The sequence below is a fragment of the Pararhizobium qamdonense genome (genome assembly GCF_029277445.1).
GTDB classification, from domain to species: Bacteria; Pseudomonadota; Alphaproteobacteria; order Rhizobiales; family Rhizobiaceae; genus Pararhizobium; species Pararhizobium qamdonense.
Genome location: NZ_CP119566.1, coordinates 1,317,356 through 1,337,907, shown reverse-complemented (window position 1 = coordinate 1,337,907; position 20,552 = coordinate 1,317,356). Strand labels below are relative to the sequence as shown.

Annotated in this window: 31 protein-coding genes and 1 tRNA gene; 14 read left to right on the top strand and 18 right to left on the bottom strand. The window is 58.0% G+C overall.

Translation table 11 applies throughout. From position 1 onward, the window contains the following. Window positions 1–8: 8 nt before the first annotated feature. From PYR65_RS06425 to PYR65_RS06385, 9 genes are read right to left on the bottom strand one after another with little or no spacing between them, the layout of a single operon-like run. A complete protein-coding gene (locus tag PYR65_RS06425; RefSeq protein WP_276120358.1) occupies window positions 9–1,046 on the bottom strand; it encodes a hypothetical protein in 1,038 nt (345 codons plus the stop codon). Further along, on the bottom strand, window positions 1,043–1,561 hold the full coding sequence (locus PYR65_RS06420; RefSeq protein ID WP_276120357.1) for a hypothetical protein: 519 nt from the start codon (window positions 1,559–1,561) through the stop codon (window positions 1,043–1,045). Before PYR65_RS06420 ends, PYR65_RS06425 begins: the two co-directional genes overlap by 4 nt. Continuing rightward, on the bottom strand, window positions 1,558–1,743 hold the full coding sequence (locus PYR65_RS06415) for a hypothetical protein (protein WP_276120356.1): 186 nt from the start codon (window positions 1,741–1,743) through the stop codon (window positions 1,558–1,560). Before PYR65_RS06415 ends, PYR65_RS06420 begins: the two co-directional genes overlap by 4 nt. Then, window positions 1,740–2,204, bottom strand: a complete 465-nt coding sequence (locus PYR65_RS06410; RefSeq protein ID WP_276120355.1) for a hypothetical protein — start codon at window positions 2,202–2,204, stop codon at window positions 1,740–1,742. Before PYR65_RS06410 ends, PYR65_RS06415 begins: the two co-directional genes overlap by 4 nt. After that, the gene (locus PYR65_RS06405) at window positions 2,201–2,587 is read right to left on the bottom strand and encodes a hypothetical protein (protein WP_276120354.1); all 387 of its coding nucleotides are present in this window, start codon (window positions 2,585–2,587) and stop codon (window positions 2,201–2,203) included. The genes PYR65_RS06410 and PYR65_RS06405 overlap by 4 nt, the downstream gene beginning before the upstream one ends. Beyond that, a complete protein-coding gene (locus PYR65_RS06400; RefSeq protein ID WP_276120353.1) occupies window positions 2,584–2,742 on the bottom strand; it encodes a hypothetical protein in 159 nt (52 codons plus the stop codon). Before PYR65_RS06400 ends, PYR65_RS06405 begins: the two co-directional genes overlap by 4 nt. Beyond that, window positions 2,739–3,485 carry a hypothetical protein gene (locus PYR65_RS06395; protein ID WP_276120352.1) on the bottom strand — a complete coding sequence of 249 codons (747 nt, stop codon included), beginning with the start codon at window positions 3,483–3,485 and terminating at the stop codon, window positions 2,739–2,741. Before PYR65_RS06395 ends, PYR65_RS06400 begins: the two co-directional genes overlap by 4 nt. Beyond that, a complete protein-coding gene (locus PYR65_RS06390) occupies window positions 3,482–3,670 on the bottom strand; it encodes a hypothetical protein (RefSeq protein WP_276120351.1) in 189 nt (62 codons plus the stop codon). Before PYR65_RS06390 ends, PYR65_RS06395 begins: the two co-directional genes overlap by 4 nt. Continuing rightward, window positions 3,667–3,867 (bottom strand): hypothetical protein, encoded by a 201-nt coding sequence (locus PYR65_RS06385; RefSeq protein ID WP_276120350.1) that lies wholly within the window; start codon window positions 3,865–3,867, stop codon window positions 3,667–3,669. Before PYR65_RS06385 ends, PYR65_RS06390 begins: the two co-directional genes overlap by 4 nt. 152 nt (window positions 3,868–4,019) lie before the next feature. On the opposite strand from PYR65_RS06385, the gene PYR65_RS06380 reads away from it, so the two are divergent. The 8 genes from PYR65_RS06380 (at window position 4,020) to PYR65_RS06345 (ending at window position 9,038) form a co-directional block, all read left to right on the top strand. Further along, window positions 4,020–4,670 carry a helix-turn-helix domain-containing protein gene (locus PYR65_RS06380; RefSeq protein WP_276120349.1) on the top strand — a complete coding sequence of 217 codons (651 nt, stop codon included), beginning with the start codon at window positions 4,020–4,022 and terminating at the stop codon, window positions 4,668–4,670. Window positions 4,671–4,749: 79 nt separating this feature from the next. Next, window positions 4,750–5,202 (top strand): hypothetical protein, encoded by a 453-nt coding sequence (locus PYR65_RS06375; RefSeq protein WP_276120348.1) that lies wholly within the window; start codon window positions 4,750–4,752, stop codon window positions 5,200–5,202. Next, window positions 5,199–5,990 carry an antA/AntB antirepressor family protein gene (locus PYR65_RS06370; protein WP_276120347.1) on the top strand — a complete coding sequence of 264 codons (792 nt, stop codon included), beginning with the start codon at window positions 5,199–5,201 and terminating at the stop codon, window positions 5,988–5,990. Before PYR65_RS06375 ends, PYR65_RS06370 begins: the two co-directional genes overlap by 4 nt. Window positions 5,991–6,036: 46 nt before the next feature. Beyond that, window positions 6,037–6,306, top strand: coding sequence for a hypothetical protein (locus PYR65_RS06365; protein WP_276120346.1), 270 nt, complete (start codon window positions 6,037–6,039; stop codon window positions 6,304–6,306). After that, entirely contained in the window at window positions 6,303–6,989 is a 687-nt protein-coding gene (locus PYR65_RS06360) for a hypothetical protein (RefSeq protein ID WP_276120345.1), read from the top strand. The genes PYR65_RS06365 and PYR65_RS06360 overlap by 4 nt, the downstream gene beginning before the upstream one ends. After that, a complete protein-coding gene (locus tag PYR65_RS06355) occupies window positions 6,986–7,309 on the top strand; it encodes a hypothetical protein (RefSeq protein WP_276120344.1) in 324 nt (107 codons plus the stop codon). Before PYR65_RS06360 ends, PYR65_RS06355 begins: the two co-directional genes overlap by 4 nt. Further along, window positions 7,309–7,440 carry a hypothetical protein gene (locus tag PYR65_RS06350; protein WP_276120343.1) on the top strand — a complete coding sequence of 44 codons (132 nt, stop codon included), beginning with the start codon at window positions 7,309–7,311 and terminating at the stop codon, window positions 7,438–7,440. Before PYR65_RS06355 ends, PYR65_RS06350 begins: the two co-directional genes overlap by 1 nt. Continuing rightward, a complete protein-coding gene (locus PYR65_RS06345) occupies window positions 7,437–9,038 on the top strand; it encodes a recombinase family protein (RefSeq protein ID WP_276120984.1) in 1,602 nt (533 codons plus the stop codon). The genes PYR65_RS06350 and PYR65_RS06345 overlap by 4 nt, the downstream gene beginning before the upstream one ends. Here PYR65_RS06345 and PYR65_RS06340 read toward each other — a convergent pair. From PYR65_RS06340 to PYR65_RS06330, 3 genes are all read right to left on the bottom strand, one after another. After that, window positions 8,995–9,071, bottom strand: a tRNA-Met gene (locus PYR65_RS06340). The genes PYR65_RS06345 and PYR65_RS06340 overlap by 44 nt on opposite strands. 170 nt (window positions 9,072–9,241) lie before the next feature. After that, window positions 9,242–10,465: a tRNA 2-thiouridine(34) synthase MnmA gene (gene mnmA / locus PYR65_RS06335; RefSeq protein ID WP_276120342.1), complete on the bottom strand. Its 1,224-nt coding sequence runs from the start codon at window positions 10,463–10,465 to the stop codon at window positions 9,242–9,244. A gap of 153 nt (window positions 10,466–10,618) precedes the next feature. After that, a complete protein-coding gene (locus tag PYR65_RS06330) occupies window positions 10,619–11,305 on the bottom strand; it encodes a helix-turn-helix transcriptional regulator (RefSeq protein ID WP_407951312.1) in 687 nt (228 codons plus the stop codon). Between the two features lie 554 nt (window positions 11,306–11,859). On the opposite strand from PYR65_RS06330, the gene sciP reads away from it, so the two are divergent. Next, window positions 11,860–12,135, top strand: coding sequence for a CtrA inhibitor SciP (gene sciP, locus PYR65_RS06325; protein WP_004430042.1), 276 nt, complete (start codon window positions 11,860–11,862; stop codon window positions 12,133–12,135). Between the two features lie 36 nt (window positions 12,136–12,171). Here the strand turns inward: sciP and PYR65_RS06320 are convergent, their stop codons facing one another. Continuing rightward, window positions 12,172–12,621, bottom strand: coding sequence for a paraquat-inducible protein A (locus tag PYR65_RS06320; protein ID WP_276120340.1), 450 nt, complete (start codon window positions 12,619–12,621; stop codon window positions 12,172–12,174). Between the two features lie 168 nt (window positions 12,622–12,789). Here PYR65_RS06320 and PYR65_RS06315 point away from each other — a divergent pair, with 168 nt between their 5' ends. Beyond that, window positions 12,790–13,071 (top strand): GNAT family N-acetyltransferase, encoded by a 282-nt coding sequence (locus tag PYR65_RS06315; RefSeq protein WP_276120339.1) that lies wholly within the window; start codon window positions 12,790–12,792, stop codon window positions 13,069–13,071. Window positions 13,072–13,174: 103 nt separating this feature from the next. On the opposite strand, the gene PYR65_RS06310 is transcribed toward PYR65_RS06315, so the two are convergent. Next, window positions 13,175–13,525, bottom strand: coding sequence for a hypothetical protein (locus PYR65_RS06310; RefSeq protein ID WP_037099811.1), 351 nt, complete (start codon window positions 13,523–13,525; stop codon window positions 13,175–13,177). 441 nt (window positions 13,526–13,966) lie between these two features. On the opposite strand from PYR65_RS06310, the gene ctrA reads away from it, so the two are divergent. Continuing rightward, window positions 13,967–14,665 carry a response regulator transcription factor CtrA gene (ctrA, locus tag PYR65_RS06305; RefSeq protein WP_060639445.1) on the top strand — a complete coding sequence of 233 codons (699 nt, stop codon included), beginning with the start codon at window positions 13,967–13,969 and terminating at the stop codon, window positions 14,663–14,665. A 226-nt stretch (window positions 14,666–14,891) separates the two neighbouring features. Here ctrA and PYR65_RS06300 read toward each other — a convergent pair whose 3' ends face one another. Together PYR65_RS06300 and chpT are read right to left on the bottom strand one after the other, a co-directional pair. After that, window positions 14,892–15,254, bottom strand: coding sequence for a response regulator (locus PYR65_RS06300; protein WP_060639444.1), 363 nt, complete (start codon window positions 15,252–15,254; stop codon window positions 14,892–14,894). 112 nt (window positions 15,255–15,366) lie between these two features. Next, window positions 15,367–16,014, bottom strand: a complete 648-nt coding sequence (chpT, locus tag PYR65_RS06295; protein WP_060639443.1) for a histidine phosphotransferase ChpT — start codon at window positions 16,012–16,014, stop codon at window positions 15,367–15,369. Window positions 16,015–16,334: 320 nt separating this feature from the next. On the opposite strand from chpT, the gene PYR65_RS06290 reads away from it, so the two are divergent. Together PYR65_RS06290 and PYR65_RS06285 are read left to right on the top strand one after the other, a co-directional pair. Further along, window positions 16,335–16,871 (top strand): DUF1134 domain-containing protein, encoded by a 537-nt coding sequence (locus PYR65_RS06290; protein WP_407951311.1) that lies wholly within the window; start codon window positions 16,335–16,337, stop codon window positions 16,869–16,871. A 173-nt stretch (window positions 16,872–17,044) separates the two neighbouring features. After that, window positions 17,045–18,250 carry a prolipoprotein diacylglyceryl transferase gene (locus PYR65_RS06285; protein WP_276120337.1) on the top strand — a complete coding sequence of 402 codons (1,206 nt, stop codon included), beginning with the start codon at window positions 17,045–17,047 and terminating at the stop codon, window positions 18,248–18,250. 3 nt (window positions 18,251–18,253) lie between these two features. Here the strand turns inward: PYR65_RS06285 and PYR65_RS06280 are convergent, their stop codons facing one another. Then, window positions 18,254–19,075, bottom strand: coding sequence for a TrmH family RNA methyltransferase (locus tag PYR65_RS06280; protein WP_276120336.1), 822 nt, complete (start codon window positions 19,073–19,075; stop codon window positions 18,254–18,256). Window positions 19,076–19,087: 12 nt separating this feature from the next. Beyond that, window positions 19,088–19,471 (bottom strand): hypothetical protein, encoded by a 384-nt coding sequence (locus PYR65_RS06275; protein ID WP_060639439.1) that lies wholly within the window; start codon window positions 19,469–19,471, stop codon window positions 19,088–19,090. Window positions 19,472–19,501: 30 nt separating this feature from the next. Here PYR65_RS06275 and PYR65_RS06270 point away from each other — a divergent pair, with 30 nt between their 5' ends. Continuing rightward, window positions 19,502–20,524: an RluA family pseudouridine synthase gene (locus tag PYR65_RS06270; RefSeq protein ID WP_276120335.1), complete on the top strand. Its 1,023-nt coding sequence runs from the start codon at window positions 19,502–19,504 to the stop codon at window positions 20,522–20,524. Window positions 20,525–20,552: the final 28 nt, after the last annotated feature.

The window sequence follows — 20,552 nt, the reverse complement described above, 5'->3', positions numbered from 1 at the left end:
CCAGATCATCACGCTGCCTTTCCGACCGCTGGGCGGCTCTTCTTCGTCTTCCGGAACCAGTGGATTGCTAGCGCCCGCCACAGCGGCCACTTGTGCGTGACAGAAAGCTGCTTGGCCTCGTCGAGATCGACCGCCCAAGTGCCCTGTATGGCCGCAGCAAGCGCGTCCGGCGTGATGCTGTCCCGATACTCATCATGCGTGAGCAACAGCTCCACGGCCTTGATCTGGGGTTTGAGGATGGGTGCGAAGCCGCCCTTCGCCAGAACCGTCAGGATGATCCGAGCCGATTCATTACCGCGCTTGTTCAGCAATTCGCTGATGGCGTTGATTGATACCGTTTCGCCAGGCTTCGCCTTTCCACCTGGTCCGGGATGACGAAGAATGCTGACGCCAGCCTGCTTGCAGACGATGTCGATCGTGATGGCGTCGAGATCGTGCGCCACCAAGCCGGACTGGTGGAGCTGCAGAGCCGTGACGCCGAGCCGTTCGGTGTTCTGTCCGACAAAGGCTGCGGCCTGGGACGAGGTCGCGGATGCGTCAACGATCATCACCGGGATGAAGTCGATCTCGGGATGGCTGGCTGCGGCGATAGCCGTGTGCTGCCCGTCCAAGACCTTCAGAACCGTTTGCCCTTCGTGCTCAGCATAGGCGCAGATGGGCGGTTTGAACTTGTTCCAATCGAAAGCCTCTATGATTTTTCGGATCTGGGAAAGCCCGCGCGCGCCGATGTTGCGCTGATAGCTTGGATCGACCATCAACGATTCCGGCCGGACGACCTCGCAGATCGGCTGTCCATTCTCCGGCGTCGCGATGTCGAGCCCTGTCAGGCTCACCGGCTGGATTGGGCGCAGCGCGAAATTCTCATCGACCTTCAGTATCCGGTTGGCGATGTTCATAGCCTCGCGCAACAGCTCACGATCTGTGTCGGGAAATTCCCGAGCGCAGGTTTTGGCCACGGCCTCGATCATATCCGCCGCCGTGCATTTCTTGCCAGTCTGCTTCGCGGCGTCGTCGAGCAGGAATTTCGCTATCTCGATGGCGTTCATGCGACTTCCTTCCACGCGAGAAAGGACAGGGCGAGCTTGTCGCCACGAGCGGCCTTGCGGCTGGCGGCGTCTTCCAGCCGGGCGTCTGGTGGCAGCATGACGAACAAGGGCAAGAAGCGCTCAAGCACCGTGAATGCCTTTGCATCGTCGATCGTCAATTTGCCGTGCACTTCGCGGAAGGCGGCAAGACTACGAGAAATGTCGGCGTCTGCGATACGGGCCTGCCGTCCGCATGCGATGATTTGCTCGTCGGACGCATCCCAGCCATACCCCGCCTGCCACAGCTTTTCAGCGATCAAGCCGCCGCACACTTGCTCAGCAATGATGTTCAGACCTTGGATTGCGGAATGCTTCCTCGCAGCCGGGCTGAGATCATCATAAACCGATTCAGACAGGGCGAGCAGGAATGCGTCGTCGAAGTCGTTCGGGTCGCGGCCTTTCGCAATCTCGGCAGCTACCGCCGCCTCAATTTTCTTTTCATACTCGGCCATGTTCAAGTTGATGACGTTGCTCACGATGGAAACCCTCCGTTTCCCTCTTCGGCTTCGTCGCGTTCCAAGTCGGCAAGCGCTTCGTCAAGCTCCATGATGGTAGTGCCGGGCAAGTCAACAACGATCTTCGCTAGGACTTCCGAGCTGCTCATGCCACGGCAAGACCGGATGAAATTCTTCAGTTCCTCGTTGCGTTCGGGGGTCATGCTGATGTTCCTTCGGTGAGATTGTGACCTTCGAGGATGGCGCAGCTCTCCAAGGCGATATCCAAGGAGGCATTCGCGTTCGTGAGAAGGTCGATGATGTTTATGCGCAAGGCGGCGCGGTCTGGAACTGACATCCAGATGACCGGCTGCCCGACGGCTTCGTTGATGCTCGTTATTTCGCTCTTGACCTGAAGAGCTGCGACGACAAGCCGGCCGTCGGCAATTACCACGCCGCGAAAGTGCATGGCGTAGGTGTTGCCGACGCCGCACCGGTGCCAATGGCCCAGCCAAGTGGCGTAGCGCATGACCATCTCGTCGATCGTTGTGGCCCTACGGACCCCGGAAACCGCAACGAGGGTCATGCTGCGCAGGTATACCAGCGCCGTTTTCAGATCGGCCGCTGCATTCCGGACGCTGGCAATATCGTAGAGCGGCGGCGGTTCAAACGTGACAACGTTCATGCCTCCCTCCCATGATTGGCGAAGAAATCGGGCAGCACCCAATCAGTCCGGCCGCACTCATGCATCCCCTTGATGAACTCTGGGTCTGTCGGCTCGCTGGATCCGCGCGGTACTTTGGTATTGATCTGTCGTTCGACCTCGACCCGCATATCTTCCGGCCAAAGATCAACGACAGACCGTCCCTCCTCAGCGAAGATCACGAATTCCCAGGGTTCTGGCCCATCGGAGATTGCGCGCATCCACCATTCGTCACGGGCTCTTGTCGCCTTGCTGCGATGATGGTGTTTCTTCCGCTCGACAATGTTCCAGCCAAACAGCCGAAACGAGCAAAAGTCATAATAGAGGTAGGCTTGCGCCTCGGTCATTTTCGGAAGGGACATCATGCCACGCTCCTTTTGATTTGGACCAACTCGCCGGCTTTGGGAGTTGGCGGCCAGATAGGCTCAGCTGCAATTTTGCGGATGATGGCCGGCATGATGTCGATCACGTTTGCCGGATACTTCTCCCGGTCGGCTTTGAAAAAATCGAGTTGCGTCATGCTGCACTCCTCGCTTCAGAAAGGATGCCTTCAAGGTCGTAGGGGCTGAGGTTCCCACCAAGCAGGATCGGTAAGCATGAATCGAGCAGTTCTTGAGGAACGCCTTTGCTTAGGAGAAACGTTCTTCCTTCGGCTGCTGATGAAGGGATTGGAAACGGTGTGAACATCGTCTCTCGCGTATACGTACCCTCTGTAGAGTCGCGTTCTTCATCATAAGCAGAATCTTCATCTCTGCTCTCTGCTCTCTGCTTCTCTGCTCTCTGTATAGGGGAACTCTTCGGGTAAGCCTTAGGGGAAGCCTTCGGGAAAGCCTCATGCACCGCACTTTTGAACGCCTTACCCATCCCCTCAGCGTATGCGATAGACCTTTGAATAATCAGGCTTTTCAACTCGCATTCAGGCAACATTCCGGCCGACTTGGCCCATGCCTTTACGACGTTCGGGGACTCAGGTTTGTTGTATTTCAGGAAGTTCGGGAGCGCCAAAAGGTTGGCCTTCGGATCGTAATCTGCCATGCCTTTGTCGATGACATCCTGTAAGGCTTCACGGAAGGCTTCCCGATAGCCTTCGTCACCTCTGGACAGTTCAGCGGCAAGCCCGTCAGGTGTGGCTCGGATGGCACCGAGAGATGTCATCATCGGGTGCGTGAGCAGCATGAACCAAGCGAGTTGGCCATGCAGGGTGAGCGACATGAACCGGGCATCGTTCCAGACGTGCACGTCGATTTTGCGGTAGTGGCTCATGATATCGCCCTCCGCAGGAGCTTCATGTCACCGGCCAGGTTGATGGCCTCGCAGGCCAGACGGGGTTTCAGACCGAAGCGAGTATTCAACTCGACAGCGATCGGATGCGGCGGATTGGATTGATCGGCGAGCCAGCGAGCGGCCTCGACGACGGTGGGATCGTGGGGGAGTTGGCGGGGCGTCATGACGACACCGCTTGTTTGCGAGAGAGATAACTCTGCCGAGCCTGCATCCAGGATGCCGTGGTTACCTGTCCTTCACTGATCATCTCGACTTTCGCAACGATCGAAAGCGGCGGCTGCGAAGCCCCCGTTTCGTAGCGCTGCCAAGTCCTCGAAGGATTTTTCCCCCCAATGCCAAGCATCATGGCGATGCCTGCCATCGAGAGTTTTCGGAGCTGTCGCCAGCGATATGGGGATAAGGTTTGATTTGTCATGGCGCAGTTAATATAGCATTAAGCGCTATGCTGCCGTCAAGCCAAATATAGCATTCGAGGTTATATCCTTATTAACTCGCCTAAGTCATAAATGCTGCATGACAAAAATTAAGCCCGCCCCCACGAACCGCATCGCCGAAGTGCGCAAGCGCCAAGGCCTCACTCAATCGCAGCTCGCCGACAAAGTCGGCGTGCATTGGATCACGATAAGCAAGTTAGAGCGTGGACAAATTACGTTCACCGAAGAGTGGCGCTATCGACTTGGCGCGGCAATGGACGTGGACGCCGACATCTTCCTTCCCACGAACCGGCGCCTCACTACGATAGAAGTGCAGGGCGAAATCATGCCTGGCGGGATCGTCGAAATGTACGGGACCGAGGAGGACCAACACACTTTCACACTATGGAACGGTGCTTTTCACGCTCTCAACAAGCTCTGGCTCTATGTCAACACTGACGCCCTTTATCCACTTTACCACGACGAGGATTTGCTCTGCTTTGCCCGGAATGACAGCATTGATGGCCTGAAGCTTGTCAATCGCTTTTGCATGGTTTTTGGAACCGATGAAAATGGTGCGGACCGCCAAGTATTCGGTTATCCGCATTTGACCGCGAAGGCCGACCACTACACCATTCTCGTCCCAAACGGCCCGCCTGTGACAAATTTAAAGGCCGAAATTTTCTTCCCCTTAGTGTCTGTTTTCTTTCACATTCCGTCGATCGATGACGAGGATGAAGAGCGCGACTAAGCATTTAATGCTATTTTACAGTTGACGATCACATAGCGTTTGATGCTATGTTAACTCCATCTTAACCGATGGAGCGAACATGAACGCGCAAGCGAAGTTTTTGGACACAGCCCAAATTAACGGCAAGCCGGTCTCTTTCTTTTCACCGCCGCATGACGAGCCGGATTTCTTGTGGGTGGACGTCGAGGAATTGGCAAAGGCCTTCCTTCCGTGCACCGCCGCACGCAAGATGATCAAGCTGTCCCACAAGTTTGAAACAGAGAACCGGCTCGCCCGGCATGGCACACGCATATCGACGATCACATGCCATGCGATGGCGCAGGGCATGTGCGGTGCTATCGATCAAGCCCTGCACGGATACGTGAAATCGGGTGACGAATGGGGCGGTGGGCCGTCCGAAACCGCCTACTGCATTGCAGCAGGGCAGATGATGGCAAACCACTCGCCAATGCCGATCTCCGAGCTGGGCCGCGCGTTTCACAATCTGGGCGGTCCCTTCATGCGTGACTTGCGTGGAGAGGGCACACGATGAACGCTCATCATCAATTCCCGGCTATTTCGGACCGCTCCATTCACGGGCAAGCCGTCAAGACCGTTGACGGTCGCGAGGTCCACCGGTTCCTCGGCGCCCGGAAGGACTATTCCAACTGGATTAAGGACCGCATCCGGAAATACGGCTTCGTCGAGGGCGTCGATTTCATCAAACTCGAAGATTTGAGCTCGCCCAATTTGGCGAACGCAAAATCGCGTTCTCAGGCCACCGTCGAGTATTTCCTCACGATCGGCATGGGCAAAGAAATCGGGATGGTGGACCGGTCTGAAAAGGGCCGAGCTATCCGCAAGTACTTCCTGTCGATCGAGGAAGCAGCGGTCGCCCCTCACCGGGTGTTGACCATGGCAGAAATCGCTTTGCAGAATGCGCAGGCCCTCGTGGACTTCGAGCGCCGGCAGAGCGAGCAGCAGGTTGCCATCGACGCAATCGGCATGCGCGTGTCCCTGGTCGAGCAGACGGCCTCCCTCACTGCCAAGCCTCAGCACACTGAAACCAAATCGGAAGTGAAAACCCGTATCGGCAAACAGTATGGATTGCCCGCATGGGTGATCGACCGGGTTTTGACGACATCGCCCTACCGCCCGCCGGTGTTTGCGATGGTGAAGAACGGGCATGAGAACGCCCAGGGCAGCAGCTTCGCCGTCTACCAGATCGTTGAGGTGACAAAACTATTCAAGCGGTTCGTCAGCGAGTGCAAGCTAGCCACCCCCACGACAGCCACCCATCCAGACTTTGATGTCCGCTTCAAGCTAGTTCAACGCGAGTAGCGCCGGGCCGCGATAGCCCGATCCCTTTTCAATTTGGAGAATGAAAATGAAAACTCCGATTCAGTCGGCCGGCGAAGCTATGCCGAGAAAAACCATTGCTGATTTATTTGAGGCTCCAATCGACGACGCGCGACGGATGGCCTCGATCTTGGCCGATCTGCTTGAAGATGCCGTCGGCAAAGATTTGACCAACATGGGTTATCCGGACCGGTATCATCTCACGAGCGATCAGCGCGAAAACCTCTTCTTCTCGATCTACAAAACGCAGGATTACATTCGCGGGATACAGGCCGCATTTGATGAGGTGTTGAAATGAGCTATTCTGATCCTCTTCACGAGCTTGTTGACGACTTTCTCACTGCCGAGGCTGTGTATAATTCCACACCCATGGCCGACGAGAACACGCCGGTTCAAGCAGCCTTCTCCAAGGCTGTTTCCGATATCACGTCAACAACGGCTCTCGCAGTCACGTTCCCTGGCGCTATGGCCGCTCTTCGCCTCGCCAACCGCGATATGATCGACAACACCAGCACCGAAATGGTTGAACCTCTCGTCAAGGGTGCCATGGCCTATCTCGACGGGATCGAGGCCAAGAATGGTAGCGCCCTCGCTGACGCGGTTCGACTTGCTGAAGACCTGTCGGTTTCGGAAGTGTCCGGCTTGGGATGGGTGGCCATCTACGACGCCCTCTCCATGTGCATTCACGGCATGGAAGGGATTGTCTGCCAGCCCCGATGCGAGGGGCAACGGAACACGCTAAACCCCGCCGGCCAGTACATCGAGGCGCTTGTAGGCTTTCTGCTCTTTGAGCGCCGCAGGATCATGGCGGCATGCAAGGCGTCGATACCAACCGACAAGATCGATAAGGAAGTCGTCGATCGACTGATTTTCGTTCACGAGGTCTACGAGGAAGACATGTCGTTTTCCGAAATGTCAGAGTTGGCTCAGAAAATGGGAAAGTACTATGACCGGCCCCCGATTGGAGGGTTTGCGTCATGAGAGCAGTGCTCGAATCCTCGATCGACAACTATCAAGCCAGCTTGGACGCATGGCGCGCGACCGAGACCGACGGGAACCTCGACACTGAGGATCCAGCTTATCAGCTTTTCGCCCAGGCCGAATATGACCTCGTATGCTGCCCCTGCGGTTCGGACGCCGATGTGCGCCGCAAGGTCCGGCACGCCGAGCGCACCCGTGAGATGCGGGAAACATTGGAGCTTGATCGCGATGCCGATGGCAATCCCTACCTCTTGCTTTTCCTCAAATCGCTAAGCGCCGCATGGCCTGTGGATAGTGGGGAAATCGGGGAGAAGCCGTGATGCAAACCGACTCCCCACTGATTGCCTTCGTGAAAGCGCTTGCCCGTCGCCAAGCCCGGCTTGACCTGCAAATGCCACCCCCGGCTAATGACGATGTCAAAAAAGACCAGGACAAGGCCAAGAAGCAATGAAGCGTGCCGTCATCTATGCTCGATACTCGACCGACCTACAGAATGATCAGTCGGTCGAGGACCAGATTAGGCTGTGCATGGGGCATGCCGAGCGGCTTGGCGTCGAGGTGACGGCGCAGTTTTTTGATCGCGCCAGATCAGGGGCGTCCATGTTCGGGCGGCCCGGCCTGTCCAACCTTATGCAGGCGGCAGAAGCTGGCAGCTTCGAGGTGGTGATTTCGGAAGCTCCCGACCGCCTATCCCGTGACATCGCCGACCTTGCGCACATCCACAAGACTTTGAAATTCCGAACCGTCGAAATCAACTGCGTCAACGGCGGTCTGATGGATACGTTGCAGATCGGCATGCATGGCGTCATGGGCCAGATGCAGCGTGAGGAAGGCGCGAAGAAGGTTAAGCGCGGCATGGTGGGGGTGGTGAAGTCTGGGCGGCATGCCGGTGGCAGGGCATACGGCTATAAACCGGTGGTCGGCTCTCCGGGCCAACTGGAGATCGTCGAGCAGGAAGCCGACACGATTCGAAGAATATTTGAGTTGTACGCCGGAGGCGCTTCGCCGCGCGCCATCGCCGGAATGTTGAACGAAGAAAATGTTTCTCCCCCACGCGGCGTGAAGTGGAACGCCTCAACCATTAATGGCAGCGGCAAACGCGGTCATGGCATTTTGCTGAACCCGATTTATGCCGGCCGTTTGGTTTGGAACAGGGTGAGGATGGTGAAAGACCCGGCAACTGGTCGGCGGATTTCTCGCGCCAATGACGCATCCGAACACGAAGCCGTCGCAGCGGAACATCTGCGAATCGTCAACGAAACGCTTTTCCAGGCAGTAGGTTTGCTAAAGGGATCGCGCGCCGGGCCGAACGCCAAGGCGTTGCCGAAAAACAAGCGCATTCTTTCCGGACTGTTGAAGTGCGGGGCATGCGGGGGAGGCTTGTCGATCGTCGGCGCCGACCGTAGCGGCCCGCGTGTGGTTTGCAGCACACACAAAGAATCGCGCAGCTGTGACAACGGCGGCCGATACTACGTCGAGAAGATTGAAAAGCAGGTTATCGACACCTTGAGGATTCAGTTCGCCGACACGGCCATCATTGACGCCTACGTGCGGGAATACGAGGCCGAGAAGAAGCGTGGCGAAGCTGATCGTCGTAAAGGCCGCGCTCACGCCGAGAAGGCGCTGCAGGATACCAAGGACGCGATCACGCGCATCGTCGAAAAGCTTTCGAAGGGATTGATTGAAGATGACGACGCTGCCGCCCTACTGCCCGGCTTGAGGCTGGAGCGTGAAAAATGGAAGATAGAACTGGAAACGGTACCGCCGGTGTCGAACGTGTTTGAGATAAAGCCGAAGGCGGTCGAGCGCTTCCGCCAGAACATCGAAAACCTCGGCGATATCCTTGCCAGGCGCGGCGCTGAACCGTCGCTGGAGCTTGCCCAGGAGTTCCGCCGCGTCGTAGCTGCAATAGTCGTTGCACCTCGGCGGCCGGGTGAAGATTATCGAATTGAAATAAAGGGATATCTGACCAGCCTTGTCAGTGAAGAAATGTCGGCTGTTTTGATGGTAGCGGGAGAGGGACTCGAACCCCCGACACGCGGATTATGATTCCGCTGCTCTAACCACCTGAGCTACCCCGCCATCAGACTGTGACTTGGGCGCTTGGCCGCTGTCGTCGCCGTCAGTGGGCGGCTTATAAGGTGCGGTTCATGCCGGTGTCAAGCCGAGCGGTTTCAAAAAACCGGAAGTTTTTCAACGGATGGGGGACAAGGCGCGGATGACAGACAGGATCGGCCATCCCCTGCCCATAATCAGGCTGCGACCACGCTCTGCAGCAGGTCTTTCAGCGCGGCTTCGGCGGCCGCTTCCCGCTCGGAACGCAGGATGAAGCCGCCGCCATAGACGCGGGCGTCTTCGCCGATGCCGGAATAGAGCGCGCAGGCCTGGCCAGGAGCAACGCCCGCCTCGCCTTCGAGAAGCTCGACCGAGATCCCGCCTGCATCGGCGCGCAGGATGGCGGGTGCGGGCTGACGGGTGGAGCGGACCTTGGCAAAACAGGCGAAACCATCAGCCGCCACATCGAAAATATCGCCGTCGCCCAGCCAGTTGATATCGCGCAGATAAACCCTGCGGGTTTCCAGCGCTTCCTTCGGGCCGACGATGACGCGGCGCGAGCGGGCGTCGAGATGCACCACGTAGAGTGGCTCGCCGGTGGCGACGCCGATGCCGCGGCGCTGGCCGATCGTGTAGTGCAGAATGCCATCATGGCTGCCGAGCACGCGGCCGTCCAGATGAACGATATCGCCCGCCAGCGACGCGTTCGGCTTCAGCTTGTTGATGATATCGGCATATTTGCCCTGCGGCACGAAACAGATGTCCTGGCTGTCGGCCTTCTTGGCGACGACGAGGCCCATGTCCTCGGCGAGCTGCCTCGTTTCCGCCTTGGTGAGATTGCCAAGCGGAAAGCGCAGATAGTCGATCTGTTCCTGCGTGGTGGCAAACAGGAAATAGCTCTGGTCGCGGTCCGCATCCGTCGGGCGAAACAGCGCGCGGCGGCCGGGCGCGTCCGGCTGCGGATTGGCCTTCGAGCGGATATAATGGCCGGTCGCCAGCGCATCGGCGCCGAGATCGCGCGCCGTTGCCAGGAGATCGGCAAATTTGACGGTCTGGTTACAGGCAACGCAAGGGATCGGCGTTTCGCCGGCCACATAGCTCTCGGCGAAAGGATTGATCACCGTTTCGCGAAACCGCTGTTCGTAATCCAGCACATAATGCGGAATGCCCAGAACATCGCAGACGCGGCGGGCGTCATCGATATCCTGGCCGGCACAGCAGGAGCCGGCGCGGTGGACGGCAGCGCCGTGATCGTAGAGCTGCAGCGTGATGCCCAGAACGTCATAGCCTTGCCGTTTCAGGATGCCGGCCACAACGGAACTGTCAACGCCGCCGGACATGGCAACGACGACACGTGTATCTTCGGGCTTGCGATCAAAATCGAGACTGTTCACGGCATCCAATCCGGCATTCCGGTCCATCGGCGGGTTTTCGGCATTTTCGCGCGACCATACCCTGTTTCCTGCACGCGGCCAACGCCGCAGCAATGCGATTGCCGGCAAAGACCGGCCATCGCGCAAGCCGCTATATAGAAAGTCCTAGAGAATTGAACAAGGGCGGCGGCGTGCCGCCGCTCAGATCAGCTTCATGCGCATGGCGCGGGCGATCGCCTGCATGCGGTTGACGGAATCGAGCTTGCGGGTCGCCGTCTTGAAATAGCTGGAGACCGTATAGGCGGAAATGCCAAGGATGATGGCGATCTCGTCACTGCTCTTGCCGGCGGCTGCCCAGCGCAGACATTCGATTTCACGCATTGACAGCTTGTCACGCGCCGACGCGCCGACTTCGAAGGTGCGCTCGAGGGTCTCGAACAGTTGCAGCAATGTGAGATAGAGATCGGCGGTCTCGGCTCTGTCCGGCTCGCCGCGCGCGCCGCTGAGAAGAGCGGCAAAGGCCTCGCCATGGGTCGTGTGCAGCGTCACGGCAAAGGTATTGCCCATCGCCTGCGCGCAAAACAGCGCATCGACCGTGTCGCGCGCCGCCGTCCCCGGAGCGCTGAGCAAAGATCGTGTTGCGCCAAAGACCGGCAATTTCGTCTGCCGCAGCCGCTCGATCAGCACGCTGACCTGGAAAACGGCAGCACTGTCATAGTTGCGCACCAGTTCCGACGGCCAGTTGCTCAAGACGAGACGTTCGGCAAAGCGCTGCTGCTCGCCAAAGGGAACACGCGCGATCATGAAATGGCTGAAACCGAATTGCACCGTGCACTGGCGCATCAGCTGGAGCACTTCATACTCCGTCTGGACTGCAGAACTGTTCATGCCCGAAAGGAAATCAGCATAAGCCTCGCTTCGCAAGGTCAGCTTGTCAGGGTCTCTCATATTTTTAATCACCAACCTGCCGGCCACCGGTGCCGGCTCTCCAAATCCCACTCCGGAATTTTTCAAGCAGCAGCACGATTAGTCGAAACACCGACAAAAGCCCCGAGAGGCCCTGAGGGACACAATCGAAGCGAAAAGACCAGCATTTTGAAATAAGTGGCGTATCGCGAGCATTCGAAAGCAATAATATATTGTTTATGCTCAATTACTGGCCCCAACTAGCAAAAATTTTAGGCAAATTGAACAGTTATATTTGCATAGCTCCTATGCGGACTTTGGAAATTCGATCAAAATATTTGAAAGAGGGCACTAAAGAAGCAGAGGCAAGTAGAGCCAACAGGATCAGGCGTTTGCTTTTACGATCCGCAATTGGTCGAAGAGCGCTCTGGAAGTCTCTAAAATTATTAGCAAATTGTTACCACCCGCTTAGGCAAATGTTAAATGTGGCAGGGTAAGTTGAGCCTATATGGTCTTGAGTATGTGTAGAGAGTCCAATGACCGAAATGATACGACCCCGCGTGAAATATGTCATCGGACCCGATGGCAGCCCCTTGACGATTGCTGATCTTCCTCCGGCCAATACGCGCCGTTGGGTTATCCGCAGAAAGGCAGAAGTCGTCGCCGCCGTGCGTGGCGGACTGCTGAGCCTGGAAGAAGCCTGTGAACGCTATACCTTGACCGTTGAAGAATTCCTGTCCTGGCAGTCCTCGATCAGCGACCATGGCCTTGCCGGCCTGCGAACGACCCGCATCCAGCAATATCGCCACTAGCCAGACCCTTCATTTGAAAACGTTAAGCGGCCGCATTCAGTGCGGCCGCAGCCATATTTGCAGCAGCCCGGTCATGACAGCAGATCCGGCATAGAACCACAGGCCCGGCTGGGTGAACGCCTCGGCCATTCCGCTGGTCTTGGCCGCAAAGATCACGATAGCCACGAGCATCACATCCATCATCGACCATTTGCCGAGGATCGGCAAAAGCCGGGCAACCAGTCCGCCCGCAGCCTTGCCGTCTGCAGCCGCCGTTGCCTCGAACGCGATCCCGACAAGCTTTGCCAGCGGGAAAACGACGGAAAACAGCGTCACGACAATGGCCAGCATGACATTGCCATCGTCGAAGAGCGAAGACACGATGCCAAGAAGCGACGGCGTTTCGTTGAAAAAGACCAGCTTTTCGAACCGGACAAGCGGCAGGACGAGCCCCAGCGCGAGAAAAAACGCCGATAGAACAAGCAAAAGCGGTGTGATCAGGCGCATGTTTCCTATCTTCTGTTGAACCGGCAGGATTACATAACACCTTTAGGGATGCTGAACAGCGCGGCCGGCGGGCATGGAATGCTGGAATACCCGGCCTGTGCATGTGCAGCAATGAACCAGGCTTGAAACAAAATCATTCCGTGCGCGGCCAAAAACAGGAGAGATGTGATGGATATCGTCAACGAAGAAACCGGCTCGCATGGCCGTTACAGCACGCAGCTCGATGGTCATACGGCTGAAATGACCTATTCCCGGTCATCGCCGCATCTGATCATCATCGATCATACCGGCGTTCCCGATGCGTTGCGCGGCAAAGGTGTCGGCCAGGCGCTCGCAGCCCATGCCATCGGTGAGGCGCGAAATGGCGGATGGAAGATCATTCCGCTCTGCCCCTTCATGCGCGCCCAGGCGCAACGCCACGCCGATTGGCAAGATGTGATCCAGGCATAGGGGCCGGGATCCATGTGCCAAAATGCACAAGGCCCTTCTCACGGACTTAAGATAAGTCCGTGAGAAGGGCCTTTAGGCCTTAAGCAAAAATCTCAAGCGCGCCTTAGGCGCGCATGCGAGCGCCGCTGTCGCGTTCTTCAAGCGCCGCGGCCTTGGCGAACTCCGCCTGAACCTCTTCCAGCGCCAGCTCGGCCGCATCCTGCTGCACCTTCAGTTCCCGAACGGAGACCTGGAGGTTGTCTGCCCGCTGTCTGGCAGCCTTGGCAAACGTCGGATAGGCGAAGTGGGTGGGATCGGTGATCCCGGACTTCTTTTCCTCGAACGTGATCTGGTTTTCCAATTCCTTGGTCATCCGCTCAAATTCGGACATCATCAGCTGCAACTGGCTCAACTGACGCTGCTTCTCCTTCACCTGAAATTCCTTCAGGCGAACAAGGCTCTCACGTGACTTCATACGCAATACTCCCGTGATGCGAGACCCCGGTTACTGGATTTGACCCGTTCAACCGACCTTACGGTGTCGGAAACAAAAAAAATTACAGCGATCTTAACAAAATCCTACCGCTGGTAACCTTTCGTTTACGGGCATCGTTAATCATAGGGACGATCATTTAAGGGTCAGTAAATGCCGGACACGAAATTTTAGGTTCGGCATAGATTGAGTCAGATGAGTCAGATAGCCGATTTCCTTAATGTTGTGCGTTAAGGATATTATTCTAGATTCACATGCAAAATCAGAGGACTGCAAAAAATATTTAACATTTTCGATACACCTTGCCAGAGTGAATCAGAATTTGTTAACCATTTACTGGCAGCCTCCAAATCAGGCAACGACTGGATCCGTATCGCGTAAGGGGGCCACAACGACCTTTCGGCGGCGGAAAAGGGGACAATTATGCGGGTTCTACTCATCGAAGACGACAGCGCGACAGCGCAGAGCATCGAACTGATGCTCAAGTCGGAAAGTTTTAACGTTTACACCACCGATCTTGGTGAAGAGGGTGTTGATCTCGGCAAGCTGTATGATTACGACATCATTCTGCTTGATCTGAACCTGCCGGACATGTCCGGTTACGAGGTTTTGAGAACATTGCGTCTGTCCAAGGTTAAGACACCTATTCTGATCCTTTCCGGCATGGCCGGCATCGAGGACAAGGTCCGGGGCCTCGGCTTCGGTGCAGACGACTACATGACCAAGCCTTTCCACAAGGATGAACTGGTCGCTCGCATCCATGCGATCGTGCGCCGTTCCAAGGGTCATGCACAGTCGGTCATCTCGACCGGCGAACTGATCGTCAACCTGGATGCAAAGACTGTCGAAGTCGGCGGCCAGCGCGTTCACCTGACGGGCAAGGAATACCAGATGCTGGAGCTGCTTTCGCTCCGAAAGGGCACCACCCTCACCAAGGAAATGTTCCTCAACCACCTTTATGGCGGTATGGACGAGCCTGAACTGAAGATCATCGACGTCTTCATCTGCAAGCTGCGCAAGAAGCTCGCAAATGCCGCCGGTGGAGCAAACTATATCGAAACCGTCTGGGGCCGTGGCTATGTGCTGCGCGAGCCGGAAGGCGAATTCGCAGAAAGCGCCTGATATCACCGGCCATTTTCGCCGGCGGTGTTTTGCATCCCGCATAATGCAGGGACGCCACGGCTGATAGTGCCGGAATTTTCGAAAAAGCCCGCCGATGATGGCGGGCTTTTTCGTTTAAGGGGTTTCCATCCCACAGCAGCCCGTCTTTACGGCAGCCGCATGAAAAAGCCGCTGCCTGGGAGGGCAACGGCTCATGTGAAACCAAACGGGGTGAAGGGATCGACGATCAGGCGGCGACCGACAGGCTGCCGAACACGCTGGTCAGGATCTTGCGGTCGAAGGGCTTGAGCAGAAAATCGTCGGCACCGGCGCGCTTGCCCGCCATCATCTTCTTCAGATCCGCCTCGACCACGCAATAATAGATGCGCACGGTCTTGCCTTCGGGCAGAGTGCGGATATTGGCGATCAGTTCCAGCGCGCCATCGAGACCCGCATCGACGATGATGATGTTGGGCAGTTCCGCTTCGCAGCGCACCAGCGCTTCCAGACCGTTGGCGGCTTCGGAAACGAGGAAGTTGAGGCCAGAGAGGATGCGCTTCCCGACCTTGCGTACGACGTCCGAATCATCGGCAATCATCAAGCGTTGCATCTCAAGCTCCCCTTTGCGCTACGGCGGGATTTTAACCCCTATCAACAACCGTATGCCGCTTTGGCAAAGAATCAGTTACCGCGGGAACGAAAAGGCCAATTATCTTTCAGCTTCAGGCTGCAGCCATCTTTGCTGAGAACACGATTTCTTCAGGCGTCGAATTGACCTCGATCTCCATTCCGGCCTCGTCGGCGAGCAGCACCGTGTAATAGGGCTGGATCGTATGGGCATCGACGGCTTCCTCAAGCGTTCCCGAAAGAAGCTCGACCAGCTTCGGCGGCACCCGCATCATCCGGCCCTTGCAGATCAGCTTGAAGGCCGCGTCATATTCCGGATTGTCCAGGATGACATCGATCGAACCGCCGCGCGGAATGGCGCCGTAAGCGATCAGAAAGAGATTGAGCAGCAGCTTGACCCGGTTCTTGGCGATGATGACGCGCGGGCCCGTCCAGGTGACCTCCGTCTTCTTCTCAACCGAGGCAAAATCCTTGGCAGCCTTTTCCGCTTCACCCGTATCGATGGAGGCGCCGACCGAGCCGGACGCGCCAAAGGCCAGCCGGGCGAATTTCAGCCGGACCGAAGCATTCAGCGCGCTGGTGCGGATCAGGTCCATGGCATCGGCATCCGCCCCGCCCTCGTCGAGCAGTTCCAGGCCGTTGTTGATGGCGCCGACTGGCGAGATGATGTCGTGGCAGACACGGCTGCACAGAAGCGCTGCGAGATCGGGACCGGTCAAGGTCAGGTTCGGGTTCTTTCCCATGGTCGTATCCTCACTAGCCTTCGAGCGGCTGACAACGGGATCAGGCGGCCCTCCGCGATCCCTTTACCCCCTATCTAACCCGCGAAGATTGCGCGGGCATAGTCTGAAGGCGAAGATCATAAAGACACCACATTTGGTAAACCGATTGTTAAGATCATCGGTTCAAATTGCTGACAATCAGCCCGATCCCCATGACAGACCCGTCCTGGGCGGGACAGCAGCCCGCGCATGACGCCGCGGGTCCTCCTGAGCTTACGGAGAAAGCCATGCAGCGGATCGTCAATGCCGTGAAATTCCCACTCTTGCACTTGTTGGCCGCAATGATGGCTGTCCTCAGCCTGACGCCGGCGGCGCTTGCGCAGCAAAGCAATGGCGAGCAATACACGATGCAGGAAATCGTCGATGCCGGCCATGGCTTCTTCGGCTCCACCTCCGGCGGGCTTGCCAAGGTGGTCGAGAACGCATTTTCCAAATACGGCCTGCCGAACGGCTATATTCTCGGCCAGGAAGGCTCCGGCGCATTCGTGGCTGGCCTGACCTATGGCGAAGGCGACCTCTATACCAAGAATGCCGGCCAGCATAACGTCTTCTGGCAGGGCCCGTCGCTTGGTCTCGACTGGGGTGGCCAGGGCAGCCGCACGATGATGCTGGTCTACAATCTGCCGGCCGTTCCCTCACTCTACAAGCGCTTCGGCGGTGTTTCCGGCTCGGCCTATGTGGTCGCCGGCGTCGGCATGACGGTGCTTACCGACGAGAATATCGTCCTGGTTCCGATCCGCACCGGCCTCGGCGCCCGCCTCGGCATCAATGTCGGCTATCTGAAGCTCACCTCGCAACCGACCTGGAACCCTTTCTAAGGTCAAAAAAGCCATAATTTTTCAAACCCCCTTACCAGTCACTGCGGTGACTGGGGAAAAATGCGCGTTCGCGAACACTTGAAGTGATATCCTCCTTCGTCTTTAGTGCGAATGAAACGAACACCATGGATGATAGGGTGTCGCCGCGTGTTCTGAACTGAAATGGCCAGCCCGTGATTGAATTCGCACTCCTGTTTGCCCTGGGTTTTCTCACCGCAGCCATTCTTGGCCTTTTGGCGGCACCGGTCGTTCACCGGCGCATCGTCCGCTTTGCCGAGGAACGGCTGACGGCAACTATGCCGCTGTCACCCCAGGAGGTGCGCGCCCAAAAGGACGCGGCCCGTGCCGGCTATGCCGCCGAAAATGCCAGGACCAGCCAGATGCTGAAACGCGAGCGCGACAAGAATGTCGTGCTTCTGCTGCAAAACGGCTCTACACTGAAGGAAACCCAGCGCCTCGCCGGTGAAAACGCCGACCTGCATGCACAACTGGCCGACATGAACGTGGAGGCAGCCGACCTGCGCTCTGCGGCCCGCCAGCTCGAGCAGAACATCGAGCGGCTGAAGGGCACGCTTGCCGACGTCGAGCGCGACAATGTCAAAAAGAACATCGACATTACGACCCTCACCCGGCAAGTGGAACACCTCACCGGCGATATGGACAGCCTGAAGATCGATGTTGCCGCCCATGATGCAGAGGCCGAAAACCTGAAAAGCCGCATTGCCGGCCTAAAGGACGAGCGCGAGATCATGCGCAATGACCTGAAAGCGGAAAGCACAAAGGCGCGGGAACTGGAAGTCCGGCTGGCGCGCGACGAAACCCGCCTGAAGCAGTTCGAGGCAAAACTCACCCGCGAGATGGCCGCCAATGCCGACAAGGACAGTTTTCTGGAACGCCGCGGCAGCGAAATCGAACGCCTGAAGTTGAAGGTCAAGGACGCCGGCACCGATCTGCGCGAAGCCTCAAAGGCGCTGCGCGCTGCAGGCCTGACCATGCCCGTGCGCCGGGACAAGAAACCGGCAGACATCAATGCGGCACCAGAGGGCAGTCCGACTGCCGCAACACAGGACACCGCCGATGAACCAACAGTTCTGTCTCAGACAGCCCCGATCGATCTGACCGTGCCGGCCGAATATGCCCGCAACCGCGCCGCAGCCCTCGCCGAACAGCTGATCAGCTCGACGTCGGCTGCCCATGACGACGCCCTGCGCGAAGACATCGCCGATATCGCTGCCACCATGGTGGCTTTGACGGCGGCCAAGGAAGGCGAGGACTCGCCGATACCAGGCCTCTTGTCTACAGCTGCCACCGGGCCTGACGGTCCGGATAAAAGCCTTGCTGCCCGCGCCCGTGGCATGCTGCCGCCGGGGCAGCCATAAACGTCAGATTAAACCGTTGATCATCGCCACCTGATGCAGCGCGATGCCTGTGGCGGTGGCCACGTTGAGGCTATCGAGGCCTGGGCGCTGGCGGATACGGGCGGTCCGGATCGACGCCATGACACTTTCGGGCAGCCCCTCGCCTTCTGTACCCACCAGCAGCACGGTGCGCGGCGATGGTGGAATGTCGTGCAGATCGGTTTTTCCACGCGGCGACAGGCCCCAGATCGCAAAGCCTTGCGCCTGCAGGCGCCCGATCAGCGCACTCACCGGCCCCTCTCGGACAAAGGGAATGCTCAAGACCGAGCCGACCGAGACCCGGATCGCCTTGCGGTACATCGGATCGCAGCTGGTTTCATCCATCAGGATGGCATCGGCACCGAAAGCGGCGGCGTTGCGGAACATCGAACCCATATTGTCATGATTGGAAATTCCGCAGGCCGCAAGAACGAGGCTCCTGGGCGCAAGGTCAGCGACGAGCGCATCGAGGCCAGGGGCCAGTTGACGCCTGCCGAGCGCCAGCACGCCCCTATGCATGTTGAACCCGGCAATCGCATCGAATACCGCAGCATTGGCGACATAGATCGGAATATCCGCCGGGAATTCAGCAAGGATGTCACCGAGGCCGGCGATACGGTTTTCCAGGAGCAGGATCGCTTCAGCCTCGATGCCGCGCCGGGCGCGATGTGCGGCCGCCAGCATGCGCAGGACAACCGTGCCCTCGGCGATGAAACGGCCATGCCTGCCTGTCAGGTCGCGCTCCTTGATCGAGACGAAGCCTGCAATGCGGGGATCGGCCGGATCATCGATACGCAGCGGGATCAAGATTAGGCCTTCTCAATTGGTCTTGACGGATACATCTGCAACGATGCGGCCGGCGGCGATATCAAAGACGATTGCCTTGCGTTCTCCCCCGGCAACAGCGCCGTAGAACAGGATCTGGCCACCCGACAGGGCGACATCGGACACTTCGAACCCGGCAGGCAGCGCGGCGATTGCGGTGACCGGCGCCTCGCCCGGCACGGAGACGGCGGCACTTTGCGTCACATCGGCCTTGCCCGGACGCGTAAGCTTATAGACAATCGCTGCCAGCACGACCATAAGCATCACCAACATGATACCACCCGAGACCAGCTGCAGCTTGACCATCTTGCGGCGCACGTTCTCCATCACCGGATCGAGCGGCTTGTCTTCCTGTTCGACGGGTTTCTGATTGGACATGGGTGGCCTACCTTGCGGAATGGAACGAGAATGAACGACCCCTTTAAACAAGCCCCGGCCATTAGGAAAGTCCTCACGGCAAATGAGGACGCGGCCGGCCGCATGGATGCCTATCTGACCGAAGCGCTCGGCGGCGAGTTTTCGCGCAACCGTATCAAGAGCCTGATCGAACAGGGCGAAGTCTCCGTCAACGGCAAGACGGTGAAGGAAGCCAAAAAGAAGGTCACGCCCGGCGACGTCTTCGAGATCGGATTGCCCGAAGCGGAAGACCCGGAACCGAAGGGCGAGGATATCCCGCTGGATGTGCTCTATGAGGACGACGATCTGATCGTGCTCGTCAAGCCGCCGGGCCTCGTCGTTCATCCAGGCGCTGGCAATTGGACCGGCACGCTGGTCAACGCGCTGATCCATCATTGCGGCGCCAGCCTGTCGGGCATCGGCGGCGTCAAGCGCCCCGGCATCGTCCACCGGCTGGACAAGGACACAAGCGGCGTCATGGTCGTCGCCAAGAACGATATCGCCCATCGCCACCTTTCCGACCAGTTTGCCGACCATGGCCGCACCGGACCGCTGGAGCGCGCCTATATGGCCATCGTCTGGGGCCGCCCGCGCGGCCTGAAGGGCACAATCGACGCACCGCTCGGCCGCGCCGGCGACCGCGTCAAGCGTGCGGTCAAGCAGGAAGGCTCAGACGACGCCCGCGAGGCGATCACCCATTACGAGGTGATGGAGCGCTACCACGAAAAACCCGACGCGACAGCGCTTGCGGCGATGATCAAGTGCAATCTCGAGACCGGCCGCACCCACCAGATCCGCGTGCACATGGCCCATATCGGCCATCCGCTGATCGGCGATCCCGATTATGGCGCGGCCTTCAAGACCAAGGCCAATCTGTTGCCGGATGAGGCAAAGGCGGTCGTCAACCGTTTCCCGCGCCAGGCGCTGCATGCTTTCATGCTGGCCTTTGAACATCCGACGACCGGTGAAACCATGCATTTCGAATCGCCGGTGCCGGACGACATGAAGGAACTGGTGGACGCGCTGCGCGGCTGAGAAGCTGACTGAACATCTTGGCGGCACA

Coding starts and splice junctions, on each gene's coding strand:
- PYR65_RS06315 (WP_276120339.1), top strand. CDS start 12,790: ATGGATATCGTCAACGAAGAAACCGGCTCGCATGGCCGTTACAGCACG.
- PYR65_RS06320 (WP_276120340.1), bottom strand. CDS start 12,621: ATGCGCCTGATCACACCGCTTTTGCTTGTTCTATCGGCGTTTTTTCTC.
- PYR65_RS06270 (WP_276120335.1), top strand. CDS start 19,502: ATGAACGACCCCTTTAAACAAGCCCCGGCCATTAGGAAAGTCCTCACG.
- PYR65_RS06330 (WP_407951312.1), bottom strand. CDS start 11,305: ATGAACAGTTCTGCAGTCCAGACGGAGTATGAAGTGCTCCAGCTGATG.
- PYR65_RS06360 (WP_276120345.1), top strand. CDS start 6,303: ATGAGCTATTCTGATCCTCTTCACGAGCTTGTTGACGACTTTCTCACT.
- mnmA (WP_276120342.1), bottom strand. CDS start 10,465: ATGGACCGGAATGCCGGATTGGATGCCGTGAACAGTCTCGATTTTGAT.
- PYR65_RS06415 (WP_276120356.1), bottom strand. CDS start 1,743: ATGACCCCCGAACGCAACGAGGAACTGAAGAATTTCATCCGGTCTTGC.
- PYR65_RS06355 (WP_276120344.1), top strand. CDS start 6,986: ATGAGAGCAGTGCTCGAATCCTCGATCGACAACTATCAAGCCAGCTTG.
- PYR65_RS06275 (WP_060639439.1), bottom strand. CDS start 19,471: ATGTCCAATCAGAAACCCGTCGAACAGGAAGACAAGCCGCTCGATCCG.
- PYR65_RS06375 (WP_276120348.1), top strand. CDS start 4,750: ATGAACGCGCAAGCGAAGTTTTTGGACACAGCCCAAATTAACGGCAAG.
- PYR65_RS06290 (WP_407951311.1), top strand. CDS start 16,335: ATGATGGCTGTCCTCAGCCTGACGCCGGCGGCGCTTGCGCAGCAAAGC.
- PYR65_RS06365 (WP_276120346.1), top strand. CDS start 6,037: ATGAAAACTCCGATTCAGTCGGCCGGCGAAGCTATGCCGAGAAAAACC.
- PYR65_RS06390 (WP_276120351.1), bottom strand. CDS start 3,670: ATGACGCCCCGCCAACTCCCCCACGATCCCACCGTCGTCGAGGCCGCT.
- PYR65_RS06380 (WP_276120349.1), top strand. CDS start 4,020: ATGACAAAAATTAAGCCCGCCCCCACGAACCGCATCGCCGAAGTGCGC.
- PYR65_RS06405 (WP_276120354.1), bottom strand. CDS start 2,587: ATGATGTCCCTTCCGAAAATGACCGAGGCGCAAGCCTACCTCTATTAT.
- chpT (WP_060639443.1), bottom strand. CDS start 16,014: ATGGGAAAGAACCCGAACCTGACCTTGACCGGTCCCGATCTCGCAGCG.
- PYR65_RS06350 (WP_276120343.1), top strand. CDS start 7,309: ATGCAAACCGACTCCCCACTGATTGCCTTCGTGAAAGCGCTTGCCCGT.
- PYR65_RS06345 (WP_276120984.1), top strand. CDS start 7,437: ATGAAGCGTGCCGTCATCTATGCTCGATACTCGACCGACCTACAGAAT.
- sciP (WP_004430042.1), top strand. CDS start 11,860: ATGACCGAAATGATACGACCCCGCGTGAAATATGTCATCGGACCCGAT.
- PYR65_RS06425 (WP_276120358.1), bottom strand. CDS start 1,046: ATGAACGCCATCGAGATAGCGAAATTCCTGCTCGACGACGCCGCGAAG.
- PYR65_RS06400 (WP_276120353.1), bottom strand. CDS start 2,742: ATGACGCAACTCGATTTTTTCAAAGCCGACCGGGAGAAGTATCCGGCA.
- PYR65_RS06385 (WP_276120350.1), bottom strand. CDS start 3,867: ATGGCAGGCATCGCCATGATGCTTGGCATTGGGGGGAAAAATCCTTCG.
- PYR65_RS06395 (WP_276120352.1), bottom strand. CDS start 3,485: ATGAGCCACTACCGCAAAATCGACGTGCACGTCTGGAACGATGCCCGG.
- PYR65_RS06300 (WP_060639444.1), bottom strand. CDS start 15,254: ATGCAACGCTTGATGATTGCCGATGATTCGGACGTCGTACGCAAGGTC.
- PYR65_RS06370 (WP_276120347.1), top strand. CDS start 5,199: ATGAACGCTCATCATCAATTCCCGGCTATTTCGGACCGCTCCATTCAC.
- PYR65_RS06410 (WP_276120355.1), bottom strand. CDS start 2,204: ATGAACGTTGTCACGTTTGAACCGCCGCCGCTCTACGATATTGCCAGC.
- PYR65_RS06310 (WP_037099811.1), bottom strand. CDS start 13,525: ATGAAGTCACGTGAGAGCCTTGTTCGCCTGAAGGAATTTCAGGTGAAG.
- ctrA (WP_060639445.1), top strand. CDS start 13,967: ATGCGGGTTCTACTCATCGAAGACGACAGCGCGACAGCGCAGAGCATC.